The sequence below is a fragment of the Methanobrevibacter sp. genome (assembly GCF_045646205.1).
Taxonomy (GTDB): Archaea; Methanobacteriota; Methanobacteria; order Methanobacteriales; family Methanobacteriaceae; genus Methanocatella.
Genome location: NZ_JAZRKF010000019.1, coordinates 93,235 through 106,029, shown reverse-complemented (window position 1 = coordinate 106,029; position 12,795 = coordinate 93,235). Strand labels below are relative to the sequence as shown.

General features: G+C 31.2%; 10 protein-coding genes. 4 read left to right on the top strand and 6 right to left on the bottom strand.

The annotated features are described in order from the left end of the window. The first annotated feature begins 194 nt into the window (after positions 1–194). From ACKI44_RS04125 to ACKI44_RS04115, 3 genes are all read left to right on the top strand, one after another. On the top strand, positions 195–998 hold the full coding sequence (locus tag ACKI44_RS04125) for a DUF4013 domain-containing protein (protein WP_407421822.1): 804 nt from the start codon (positions 195–197) through the stop codon (positions 996–998). Positions 999–1,352: 354 nt separating this feature from the next. Next, a complete protein-coding gene (locus tag ACKI44_RS04120) occupies positions 1,353–1,583 on the top strand; it encodes a hypothetical protein (protein WP_407421820.1) in 231 nt (76 codons plus the stop codon). A gap of 254 nt (positions 1,584–1,837) precedes the next feature. Beyond that, entirely contained in the window at positions 1,838–2,197 is a 360-nt protein-coding gene (locus ACKI44_RS04115; protein ID WP_407421818.1) for a flagellar protein, FliL, read from the top strand. On the opposite strand, the gene ACKI44_RS04110 is transcribed toward ACKI44_RS04115, so the two are convergent. Next, the gene (locus ACKI44_RS04110) at positions 2,198–4,066 is read right to left on the bottom strand and encodes a histidine kinase dimerization/phosphoacceptor domain -containing protein (RefSeq protein ID WP_407421816.1); all 1,869 of its coding nucleotides are present in this window, start codon (positions 4,064–4,066) and stop codon (positions 2,198–2,200) included. Positions 4,067–4,296: 230 nt separating this feature from the next. Continuing rightward, positions 4,297–7,479 (bottom strand): right-handed parallel beta-helix repeat-containing protein, encoded by a 3,183-nt coding sequence (locus ACKI44_RS04105; protein WP_407421814.1) that lies wholly within the window; start codon positions 7,477–7,479, stop codon positions 4,297–4,299. Between the two features lie 306 nt (positions 7,480–7,785). Between ACKI44_RS04105 and ACKI44_RS04100 the strand changes: the two genes are divergently transcribed. Further along, a complete protein-coding gene (locus ACKI44_RS04100; protein WP_407421812.1) occupies positions 7,786–8,823 on the top strand; it encodes an acyltransferase in 1,038 nt (345 codons plus the stop codon). Between the two features lie 13 nt (positions 8,824–8,836). On the opposite strand, the gene surE is transcribed toward ACKI44_RS04100, so the two are convergent. The 4 genes from surE to ACKI44_RS04080 all read right to left on the bottom strand — a co-directional run bounded on the left by surE (position 8,837) and on the right by ACKI44_RS04080 (position 12,747). Further along, positions 8,837–9,652, bottom strand: a complete 816-nt coding sequence (surE, locus tag ACKI44_RS04095; RefSeq protein WP_407421810.1) for a 5'/3'-nucleotidase SurE — start codon at positions 9,650–9,652, stop codon at positions 8,837–8,839. Positions 9,653–9,664: 12 nt separating this feature from the next. Beyond that, the gene (locus tag ACKI44_RS04090) at positions 9,665–10,648 is read right to left on the bottom strand and encodes an SAP domain-containing protein (protein ID WP_407421808.1); all 984 of its coding nucleotides are present in this window, start codon (positions 10,646–10,648) and stop codon (positions 9,665–9,667) included. Between the two features lie 39 nt (positions 10,649–10,687). After that, a complete protein-coding gene (locus ACKI44_RS04085; protein ID WP_407421806.1) occupies positions 10,688–11,815 on the bottom strand; it encodes an MFS transporter in 1,128 nt (375 codons plus the stop codon). A gap of 86 nt (positions 11,816–11,901) precedes the next feature. Next, a complete protein-coding gene (locus ACKI44_RS04080; protein ID WP_407421804.1) occupies positions 11,902–12,747 on the bottom strand; it encodes a pyridoxamine kinase in 846 nt (281 codons plus the stop codon). Between the last annotated feature and the right edge of the window lie 48 nt (positions 12,748–12,795).

The window sequence follows — 12,795 nt, the reverse complement described above, 5'->3', positions numbered from 1 at the left end:
TTAAGGATTTGAGATTTATTTTATATATATTTTTAGGAAATTATATATTCAAAAAAATACTATCATTAAATAAGTATTAAGGCAAATTATGAGTTTTGATGTTTGAGAGAATATTTTATAATAGAATATTTCAAAAACTGATTCAAATTACCTTTCAAAAATTCTAATCAAAAAAATCAAGTATCAGGTGCATTATGGATTTATCTAAATTAGTTTCAAGTTCCTTAAAATATCCATTCAGAAACATTGCAAAATTGCCAATAATCTGTATTCTCTTTGTTTTAATTGCCATCATCCCAATTGGTATGGTATCCGATAACAAGTACCTGATAACCATTGGAGTAATAGCTTTTTTCTTATTCATACTTATTGTTCCGGGATATTTCGTATCTGTTGTTAGAATCGGAGCTAATCAGTCAGCAATGCTTCCTTCATTCAATATAGTGAATAACATATACGATTCAATCAGAATGACATTATTAAGAATCGTCTATATGATTGTTCCTGTTACGGTATTTGTCATTGCATTGCTCGTATTTGGTCCAACAAGCAGAAGCATGCTTAATAACTATAAGATATTCGAGTTTTTAGCAACTGTCGGTTTTGTTCTTGTGCTGATTTTTATAATCTACTTTATATTCGAATTCTTTTTGTTTTTTGCAAAGGCAAGACTGGCTTACTTCAACAGCCTGCGTGAAGCTTTAAAGATCAATGAAGTGATAAAAGACATTAGGAGAATAGGCATCGTTAACATCATCAAATGGCTCGTAGTAATGGCAATACTTCTTAATGTAATTACCTTTGCCACATCATTTGTTAATTCAATCCCTTATGTTGGGTTTTTAATATATATCTGTATTGTGATTCCAATAATAGAAAGCATAGCTAATTATTCTCTAGGTTTGTTGTATTCAAATATAGCCAGGAATTATGATGATTTGAATCATAACGGCTTTGAAAAAGAAATAAAATCCCCTGAATATGATAAAATTAATTGAATTTTCATCACAATGGCATTAACATGTGACAATTTGTCACACTTTGAATTGTTCTGACTCATAAAAATTGTTTTGAGTGAAACATAGTATTTATACTTATCTCATGATTGAAACAATGATATTTGAAAAAAATATTATATTTTCCAATTTAGATATTTAAATAAAATAATCGATTTGATTTTTTAAAAGATTATAATTTATTTATATATCATGAATAAGATCTTATGAAAGGAATATTAAATTTAAAGCATATTAAGGAAAAAAATAAAAAAGAAAGAAAATATGATTAATTTATTTTTTCATGAAATATATTTATATATATTAATTTAATCATATAACACATAGGTGTTTTTAATGGTTATTTTTACAACTTTGAATGAAAAATTTGAAACAAATATTCCTGTAGAAATTATAAAAGAATTAGATTTAGATAAATCAGATAAAATTCTATGGAAAATCAATAATAGAGGAACTGTTGAATTGGAATTTATTAAAAATGTTGATTTAGAGAATATGGTGGGAAAATACAAATCTGTTGAAGATATCGACTGTGTTCAATTAAGGAAAATGTTGAATGTTATATAGCTAATGGATTGCCTTTACATTCAATTAATTTTACTTTAAATAATGACTCATCTAAATAACTGATGTTCAAATCTGTGGTCATTTAAATTGGCATAACTTTAATATTTTGAGACATCATAATTCAGTTAGTAGATTTTTTACAGTAAGTATACATTGTAATGTTAAAGAATCATTACCACCAATCAAAAAAGAACATATAAATATTATTTACACCCATATTATACACATCGAATATAAGAGATTAGGAGAATAATATGGATACGAAAGAAATTATAATAATCTGTTTAACTCTAATTGTTGTTGCCTTAATAATAGGGTGCGCTATGGCAGTAATGAATGCAAATAAAGACGTTAAAGAAAATCCGGCAAACATTTCAAATACATCCAATGATGTAACTGCAGACAGATTATCAAGCGATCCCGCACCAGCTAATGATAATAATGATGACGGTATTGTTTCAGAAAAAGTCAAATATAATTATCAGGCAGGCGGAGGTTATTACAGGGAAGTAACCTATAAGGATGGCGGATTCAGACAGTTTGATTTGGAAACCGGAAAATTAATAGGTTCATCATACAAATCCGACAGCTCCAAACTGCCAAGTATGGAATAGCTAATCAGAAGTATGTTCAATTTCAGTCGGGAAAACAAGTTTATATCCGGTACCTTTTTCTTCGTTAAGAAGACTGATATGGCCTCTAAGCTGTTTGGTCAGGCTTTTGATTATTTCACATCCCAGATTTTTAGTGACGCTTTCAAAATCATCAAAACCAACACCATTATCCTTAATTATAAGCTCGGCAGTATTGTTTCCAAGATTGCTAATCCTTTTAATAATCTTATTGTCTTTAGATGTCTTGTCTGGAAATGCATGTTTAATGGCGTTCATGGTTATTTCATCAATTATTAAAAGCAGAGGAGTGATGACCTCCAAGGTTAACTCTATATCCTCATCGACATGGGTTTCAAACTTGATATTATTTGGAAAATCAACTACAGCCATAGTCTGTTCATCATGGTCAAGCATATAATTTTTTAAGTTGATATTTTTAAAGTCCTTTGACTGATAAGTCTTTTCATGAAGCAGCGCCAGGGAATTGAGACGTGTCTGCATATGTTCAATGATTAAATCAGGATTATCCTTATAAGCTCTTTTTTCAAGGTTTAAAAAACTGCTTAAAACCTGCAGGTTATTTTTAACCCTGTGATGAATTTCTTTAATTAAAATAAGTCTGTTTTCATTGGAATTAATCAGTTCTTCCTGCTTTAGCCTTTCTTCCGTAATGTCTGTTAGAAAACCGAGACTGTGGGTGGCGTTTCCATATTCAAAGCGTTCAATATACAAATCAACGACCTTTTTCTTTTCGGGATTTCCATCAACATAATAATTGAATGTTTCATCAATCTTGTCTATTTCGCCGTCGACTAACTTATTCAAGCGGTGACGCACATCCTCTTCAACAATATTGTCAAAAATTTCTCGGGAATGATTATATTCTTCATAATCCTTTTCTATAAGATAATAAAATCCTTTGGAGAATTTAAATTGTTTTTTATTCAAAGGTTCAATTAACAAAGCCAGTTTGGTACTGTCTTTAAAACCGTCCAAAAGAAAATCAACAGGTTTTGTTAGTTCATCACCGGAATATTGTGTTATATCACTTATCATTCCCTGACGAATGACAACACCATTTTCATCCAAATATGAGTTAACGTTAACTTCTACAGTTTTTAATACACCATCTTTGGTTTTGATACGAATAATCTCATTACAACTGATAGTATCCTCATTTGTAGAGTCAAAAATCTTATCGACAATATGCTTGTCTTTCGGAATCACCAAATCATATACTATATTGAAATAATCATCCGATTCTTCCTTTGCACGATTTATGATGTTATATATACCCTGTGACCACATATATTTTCCATTTACAAGATAATAGCTACCTGTCTGTGAAAAATTTTCCAGTATATCATTTTTGTCTTCATCAAAATCCCTATATTCCAAGTCAATACGTGTTTTTGTTTTAGCGTCAACATTATGGCTAGTTATAAAAAGCCTCCCCATATCAAAAAGTATTTTGACATTGCTGAGTTTTGACACTTTGTTCTCATGGTAATAGACAAATCTGACTTCCTTTGTCTCATGGTTTTTATATACATCAAGTAACTCATCATAAAGGACTTTAAAGAATAATGGGGACAGTTTACTGAATAATCTGCCGTTTACATCATCAGGGTTGAAGTTAAAAATATCTAGAATAAACTTACCCATACTTTGGATAATGAAATCCTTGCCGTGCTCATAAGGGATCAGACAATGAATTTCAACAGGAATACTGTCTATAAGTCCCTTAAAAGGGAGATCCTTAATGTCAAACTCCTTGGGTGTTGGTTTAAAAAAGTCATTTTTACCGGCATCATAAATACGGATTTCACTAATGCCCTCCAATTGCATATACTGTTTTTCTACCCTCATAATAACACCAGAAAATAAAAAGAAAATATAATAATATATATTAATTATATAATATTTAAATTTGTTTAAATAATGATATTAAAGCCCTGAATATAATGATTATATATCAATTAATACATTTTCTTTGAAAAAAATGCATTAATATTTAAATATTGCTTTTTAAGTGCAACATTTTTTCAATTGTCGACAATTTGTCGATGAATCTAAAAAAAGAGAAAATCTGGAGTTATTTACTCCAAATCTTTTTCAAAGAATACTTCAACACCGTTTTTTGCAGTGTTGTTGGAGAAATTACAGTTAGTGCTTTTTCCAGCATTGTGAACTTGCATTGCTCCACCGTATTTTGCAGTGTTGTTTTCAAAATTTGAATTGTCTACAGTTAATTTACCATTGGAGGTAATTGCTCCACCTTCAGTTGCAGCATTGTTGGTGAAAGTGCTGTTGTTAACAGTGTTCATAGTTTTGCCTGATGCTATGAAGACTGCTCCACCGTATAATGCTGAGTTGGAATCAAATTGTGAATTGTTGATTGAAGCCATGTCAGTGTATACTGCTCCACCACCATTTTCTGCAGTATTGTTGAAGAATACACAGTTGTCTAAGTTTGCATATTTGGAGTATATTCCAGCACCATATTTTGCATGGTTGTTTGAGAATTTGGAGTTAACTGCACTGACATTACCGTTTGCAAATATTATTCCGTCAGCATCTGCAGTGTTGTTGTCAAAAATTGATCCTTCTACAACAACATTCATATTAGCATATACTACTCCGTTTAATCCTGCATGATTGTTTTTGAATACTGAATTTCTGATTATTCCGTTTTTATGGAATTCTATTGTAGCTGTGTGACTGAATGAAGTGCTGTTTTCAAAGGTGGAATTTTCAACGTTTCCATCATCTGCGATATAAGCTACACCGGAGCTTCTGGCGCTGGTGTTTGTAAATGTTGAGTTAACAATTGATCCTTTTCCGTTGATGTAAGCTGCTCCACCGGTTGATTTTGCAGTATTGTTTATGAAATTACAGTTTTCAATTGATCCGTCTTTATTGAATAATGCAGCTCCACCGTTACCTGCAGCAAAACCGTTTAATAAATTGATATTTCTTAAGGTTACATTATTTCCTAAGATATTGAATATTCTTGCTGCATTCAAAGCGTTGATGCTGTGACCGTTTCCATCTATTACAAAATTATTTTTATTGACGTTTACTCCGTTTTTCAATGCTGAATTCAATTCAGGGTTGAAAACATAATCGCTTTCCAATTTGAAAATGTTGTCTTTACAGTTTTTAATCAAATAATATAAAGTGTAATAATCATTTAAATTTGCAGACAATAATGAATTGGATGTTACATTATTTGATATGAGTCTGGAAGCTTTTCCAAAAGCAATGTCTGAAACGTTTTCTTGTGGATTTTTGTTTTCGAATTGGGTATCTTCAACATATGTCATGCCGTTGATTTTTATTGAGTTTCCGTCCTGGCTTGCAGAGTTATCTGTAAATGTGGATGAAAGTATTTCACAGTCATCATTGAAAAGAACAGCTCCGCCAGTTTCACTAGCTTTATTGTTTTTGAAATTGCTGTTGGTTATGATTCCTTTATTGACAAAGTTTATTGCTCCACCATTATTTGCACTATTTCCTATAAAATTACAGCCGTTTACGTTACCTGCCTTAATGTATAATGCTCCACCTTTATTTGCAATGTTGCCTGTAAAATTACAGTTGTTTACATTACCGTTATTGATGTATAATGCTCCTCCATTACCATTTTTTAAATGATTATTAACGAAGTTTGAATTTTCAACAGTTCCTGTATTGATGTATAGTCCTGCAGCATTGCTGCGACAATAATTGTTTGTGAAATTACATCCAATAACTTTTCCGTTATTTTTGACAAAAACAGATCCGAAATCAATTGTATCCTCATTGGAAAATGTACTGTTTTCAATTACTGCATCCATGTTGAAGTAAAGTGAAACAGGACCCTGTGCAGAATTATGGTCAAAGTTACAGTTAACAACTTTTCCAAATTTATTGAAATAAACTGAAGCGTTATAACTAATTATATTGTTTTTAATGATACAGTTTTCTAAATAACCGTCTTTTTCAAAATAGACCGCACCACCGTGAACAGCCTGATTTTTTTCAAGGATACAGTTAATCAAACTTCCGAATTCATGGAAATAAATAGCTCCACCATTGAATGGGGTTTTTCCATTAACTAAAACTAAATTTTTAATTGTAACATTTTTACCTGTAATATCAAATATTCTATTTATATTTGATCCGGATATTGCATGATTTGCTCCGTCAATTACAAAATTATCTTTATCTATTTTAATGGTAGATTCACCCTTTTGAGGGTTTAAAACATAATCTTTATCTAATTTCAAGTAATTTTTTGAATTTTTAATTTCATTGATTAAATCAGCGAAATCATCAGTGAAAATGAATAAAGGTCTGATGTTTTTGGTTGTAACGGTTGAGTTTTCAGATCCGACAAAATTAAATTTGTCTCCTTTATATGAATAAACACATTTATTATCAGTGAAATTACAGTTTTCTAAGGTTAAATGGCCATCATAGTGTATTGCACTATCCAAACCGCCGAAGTTTTGAGTGAATTCTGAATTGTTTATTAAAACATCACCTTTTGCATATACTGCAGCACCATAACAGTTACCAAGTTTATTTTTGATGAAAGTACAGTTTTCAATTGTTCCGCCATTAATATATAATGCTCCGCCATAATCTCCGCATCTGCATTCAATAAAATTAGAATTACTTATTTTTCCGCCTTTTTCAAAGTATACAGTTCCGTGCTGTCTTAAAATACAATTTTTGAATGTACAGCCCACTACAGTTCCAGGATTGAAGAAGTGAATGATACCGTTATCCAAATCAACATTTTTAAGTCCGTTTGCGTTAATAAAATTAAGATTTTTTATAACAACATTGTTCGCTTTAATATTGAACAATCTTGCGACATTTTTTGCGTCTATGATGTGGCCGTTTCCATCAATTACAAAATTATCCTTGGTGATTTCAATACCGTTTTTATATTTTAAATCAGAAGTAGAACCGGTGAAAGAATAATCATGATCTAATACAATTTCATCGGTAAGATACTCATGCAATTTTATTATTCCATTCAATCCGGTGAAAGTGGAATCATAGAGTATATCGCCTTCATAATCATCATCAGGTAACTCTACTGAATTTTGAGAATTAGCGAGATTTGCAACAGCATTTGCATTGCTTTGAATATTCGTATGATTGGTATCTTCAACATGAATTAAAGATACGTCATTACTTGTAGCGTTCATATCACTAGATGCACAAACACAGCCGATACTGGCTGTTAAAATTATAAAACATGTAAATAGAATTAGTTTAATTTTCAAGTTTTTATCCCCCATAATTTTTATTAAACTTATATTATAATTTAAAAAAGACCATATATAAAGATTTTCGAATGCAAGTGCTTACTTTCATCTTAAAATCTAAAAATAAAATATAAATTGGAGTTATATTTAAAAATAATAAATATTAGTTATTAATTACGATATTGGAGAGTGTTTATTTATAATATTTTAAATGTTTATTATATTCAATATAATTGAAAATAAAAAGAAAATCATAATAATATTTAAATATAATGTTGAATAATCTATTATTAATTAAAAATAAATATAAAGGTTAGTGTATTAATGAATTTAAATTCAAATAACAAAGAAATTAAATATATATCACTTCTGTCAATCCTGTCAGCCTTTGCTGTTGTAATCCTACATTGCGCTATCTTTCGTTATTCAGCTGCAAACCCTTCAAAATACTGGTTTATATCAAATCTGATAATGTGCGTTTTCTTTCCGGCAGTCCCTATTTTTTATATGATTTCAGGAGCCAATCTGATAGATTATAAAAATAGATATGATACGAAAGTTTTCTTTAAGAAACGTTTGAATAAAGTTTTACTTCCATTTATCTTTTGGGTGATCTTTTATGCTGTATTCAACACTTACTTTATGCATGAGGGACCGACTGAAAACATTTTACTATATCTTTATAATCACTGCATAAATGACAGCATTTACTGGTTTTTCATACCCTTATTCGGAATTTACCTTATAATGCCACTCTTTTCAAATATTCCTAAGGAAAATAGAATCAAATTATTCAGCTATTTAATCGCATTAATATTCATATTTTCCTCTGTAGTGCCGTTTTTAATTCAAGTCTTTACAATCAATCTGGTTATCCGTCCGGAGTTTTATCTATTCAGCGGATTTTTAATGTATCCTCTCTTAGGTTATGTGCTGAATGAAGTTGATCTGGACAAAAAATACAGGTATATATTTTATGTACTGGGTATTTTAGGCTTATTGGGAATGTTTTTACCTACACAGTCAGTTTATGACACCACAGGCCAGTTCAGCCAAATGTACAAATCATATATCTTTCCAACAACAGCGCTTTATGCAATAGCTATCTGGATTTTAGTAAAACAGTTATACAGCAAATATTCATTTAACTCCATCAATAAGATTGTGAGCTTTGTAAAACCATATACCTTTGGTATATATCTGGTTCACTTTTATCTGATTGAAATCATATTCCATTATCTTAAATTAAACAAACAGTCCATGTTATTCACGGTTGGAATGCCTATTGCCGTTATTCCTTTGACAATACTTGTAATAATGATTTTGAAAAAAATACCTTATGTACAAAAGCTCGTACCTTGAAAATTGTGAGGATTCACCAGTCTTTCAATTCCCTAAAAGTCATGTTTGCATTTAATGGTGTTAGGCTTGGTCTTTTCTCAACCATCAATGCATATCCGTCACTTTCCTCATCATAATCCTTAACCAAGTCAGACACAATCATGATTAGGTTGTCGCTTTCCTGATTTTCCTCCAACGAATAGTCAAATATCTCACGTCTTTCCTCATCAGTATTGTCAATAACCTTTTTTAAAAGCATTTTATGTGAAAGATGGGTAATTTTTACTTCCTCGTTTTCATAGTTTGACGGAACGTTGAGATTGAATAAATCAACGCCTTCGGGAAATCCTTTATTCTTTATTTTAAGTACCAAGTCATGTAAAACCTTTTTAGCCAGAGAAAAATCATAGTCCACATACCATTCTCCGTTTTCATCCTGTTTGTATGCGGTTCTTGGATCAACGAATAAAGAAACTGCAATTGCAGGAATTCCTAAGCTGACCGCTTCTAAAGCAGCGCAAACGGTTCCTGAAGAGGTAATGTCACAGCTTATATTAACGCCCTGATTAATGCCTGTTATAACCAAATCAGGCTCACCATCCATTACATAATCAGCTCCGACAACAACTGAATCTGCAGGACTTCCGGATACGGAGTATGCCTGACTTCCATCGTCGAGTTTACATGAATTAAGTTCCAGATGCTTAAACAATGTTAAACGGCGGCCTACACTGCTGTTATTCACGTCAGGCGCTACAACATAAACTTCACCCAAATCTTCAACAGCCTGCTTTGCAGCCAGTATTCCCGGTGCAAAAACACCGTCATCATTGGATATTAAAATTTTCATCTTATCAGAACCTTAAAAATCGAACAATGTCTTTTGAGTAATCTTTTTAATCTTTAAATCCTCGTTTGAATAGAACTTCTCATCTAATTTTGAGTTAATTTTATTTAAATTCTTATTATTTAGAATATCTTTTAAACATCTGTATGCATCATATTTAGATACAATGATTGTATTGAAATCAAATGAATCCCAAATCACGTAAAATGCAGATATTACAATATTTTTACTTAATTTACTTTTAATGAAATTCAAATTCTTATATGAATCTTTATTGACTCCCATATGATTCGATAAATCATCTGTTTTCCATATAGGATTCAGGTTCATGCAGAAAAGCCTTAGTTCATATTCAAGCATTTTCTTATATTTCTCTTTTTTATTGAAGTGATTGGCCATTATCTGATTGTTTAAAATGAATCTCTCATGACTTTCATCTTCTGAAGCCTTATTTATATGCAGATTAATGAATGCCACAGGTATCTTATCGAGCTTTTTCCTGTAGTTATCCATATAGAACTCATTGAATTCATCAAAATAATACTTATCTGAAAGGTAATCATTGAAAATCTTTATTCTTCTTTTCTTGTTTTTATAGAATGTTTTGGAATTTGAAGATAAATAATAGCTGTTTTTTAATATATTGTGTTCAAATATTCTTTTTTCTATTTTTTCTCTTTTTCCTGAAGTTTTAAGACCCTGTTTTTTAAGCATCTTTTTCAATGATTTGGTATTGTACTTTTTAAGCTGCTTTGAAAACTCGTTTTTATTTGTTCTGTTAATGATATATTTGTTTTCAATCAGATAATCCTTTAAATAAACATCGGAAATACCATAATTATAGGAAACCTCTTTAACGGCATCATCTATTTCGGCATTACTCTTTAAAACCAGATATATGCAATCAAAAGTAAACTGTATTTCGGACAAATCATAATCCCTAGGTATTCTATCCCCATATTTTAAAGAAAACTTTTCCAAATCATTATTATAGGCCATCATAATTAATAGTAATTTTATAGATTATAAGTTTTATAGTTAATGGGCTTTCGGATAATATTTGATTCGGATTAAAACGAATGGAATTGCCAAAAGCATAAATATCATTGAGCCGTAGAAAATGTATAAAATGTCGATGACATCAATTATTACTCCACCCAGCATAGTTCCGATGAATATGCCTAAATTGGACATCAACAGGAAAATACCGTTTGCAAATTCAGGAGCACCACGGACGGCTGATGTAACGCAATACTGTGAAACCGTATATGCGGATCCGTCAAATATTGCAAATACCATCAAAATGCAAAATTGATAAAATGGAAGATGTACTAAGCTTCCTACTGCAAACATTACCATAACAAAACCTATCGGATAAAAAAGAATGGTCCAATTACCGTTCTTTCTAATCAGATATCCGAAAAGTGTAGTTCCCACCATTGATATTAATCCCATCAGCAGCAATGTGAAAAAGAGCATTTGAGCATCCATACGGGTTACCTGGTCAAGATATGTTGGAATATAGTTGTATGTAATACTTATTCCCACAACCATACAGAAAACATACAATAGAGATATTAAAAACAATTTGGACTTAGCATGACTTAACTGTAAAACTACAGGTTCCTTATTTCCTTCAAAGTTAGGGATAAACATGAAAGTAAGCACAAATGCAATGACATCAATAAGACAGTACCAAAGCATTGCCGCTTGATATCCGTAGCTCAATCCCAAAAAGGAAGTTACTGACAGACCGACGATACTTCCTGCTGAAATACCTAAAACTACCTTGTTCGTGTCATTTGGACTGATTTTGCCTACAATTGTTAATGCGGCACTTACAATTATCGGATAGAGTATTGCAGGTATTATCCTGAAAATCAGCGCTATATAATATTGAGAAATAAAAAACTGAATGAAATTACATAAGGCCGTCACTATCAAAATAGCCATTATCATCTTCTTTTTTTCAAACCTTGAAAAAAGAGCCGGCGTAATTAAGCTGGAAAATCCCAATGCTCCTGCAAATACACTGGCATATAAACTTGCATAATATATAGAAACATTGAAATAAAGTTGAATTACAGAAATTAAGCCCACTAAACTCAGCAATGTTGACATTGCAAAACATACCACTGATAGTGACCATACAGTTTTTTTTACCATCAATATAATTTTAGTTATGAATTAAATATATATCTTACTTTTAAACCATACAAAAAATTAAAAAAAAGAGGTGCAGTTGCACCTGATTATAATGTATCCAACAAATCATACAATTCCGGAATCGCCTGTTCAAACTTGACTCCATATTTATGATTTTCATCACCGATTGTCTTTTCAATAGCTTTTTTAGTAAATTCTCCTGCTATTTTTGCAGCGGAAGTAGGTGATTTGCCCACCATGGTTGATCCGACAAATGATGAAGCGAAAACGTCTCCGGTTCCGTGGGATACATAGTCTATTTTATCATTGTAAACGATTTCTATAGTATCTTCTTTTTTATCCAGAACTATCATTCCCATTTCATTGTTTTCGTTTTCATATCCCTTGAGGATAACGTATCTTTTAGTGAATTCGGATAGCTCTTTTGCCATTTCAATCATTTCTTCTTTTGTGAAATGTTCTTTCCACTCTCTGTGCAGTATGAAGCAGGCTTCTGTGGTATTTGGAAGGATATAATCTCCTAATTTACATAGTTTACCCATTTCATCTGCAAATTCCTGATCAAAGCCGTTGTAAAATTCACCATGGTCTGCCATTGCAGGGTCTACAAATGTAAGGCCTTCGGATTTAAGTCTGGAATCAATTATGTCTTTAATATAGTCCAGCTGTTCAATTGATGCAATGAAACCTGTGTATATTGCATCAAAATCTATTCCTTCACTTTCCCAATGTTTTTGGATTAGTGGAAGGTCTTCTGTTAAATCTCTAACGGTATAACCTGTAAATCCTGAAGTATGTGTTGACAATACTGCAGAAGGAAGAATTGCAGTTTCTATTCCAAAAGCAGAAACAACAGGCAATGCCACTGTTATTGAGCACTGACCAAAACAGGAAATGTCCTGAATAGTTAAAATCTTTGTCGTATCATTCATTTTTTCAACCAAATTTTTTATTAATATGAAAATATAACAATAGTTATT

Bases quoted from the DNA above. Each gene is read 5' to 3' on its own strand.
- ACKI44_RS04125 (WP_407421822.1), top strand. From the start codon at position 195: ATGGATTTATCTAAATTAGTTTCAAGTTCCTTAAAATATCCATTCAGA.
- ACKI44_RS04120 (WP_407421820.1), top strand. From the start codon at position 1,353: ATGGTTATTTTTACAACTTTGAATGAAAAATTTGAAACAAATATTCCT.
- ACKI44_RS04115 (WP_407421818.1), top strand. From the start codon at position 1,838: ATGGATACGAAAGAAATTATAATAATCTGTTTAACTCTAATTGTTGTT.
- ACKI44_RS04110 (WP_407421816.1), bottom strand. From the start codon at position 4,066: ATGAGGGTAGAAAAACAGTATATGCAATTGGAGGGCATTAGTGAAATC.
- ACKI44_RS04100 (WP_407421812.1), top strand. From the start codon at position 7,786: ATGAATTTAAATTCAAATAACAAAGAAATTAAATATATATCACTTCTG.
- surE (WP_407421810.1), bottom strand. From the start codon at position 9,652: ATGAAAATTTTAATATCCAATGATGACGGTGTTTTTGCACCGGGAATA.
- ACKI44_RS04090 (WP_407421808.1), bottom strand. From the start codon at position 10,648: ATGGCCTATAATAATGATTTGGAAAAGTTTTCTTTAAAATATGGGGAT.
- ACKI44_RS04085 (WP_407421806.1), bottom strand. From the start codon at position 11,815: ATGGTAAAAAAAACTGTATGGTCACTATCAGTGGTATGTTTTGCAATG.
- ACKI44_RS04080 (WP_407421804.1), bottom strand. From the start codon at position 12,747: ATGAATGATACGACAAAGATTTTAACTATTCAGGACATTTCCTGTTTT.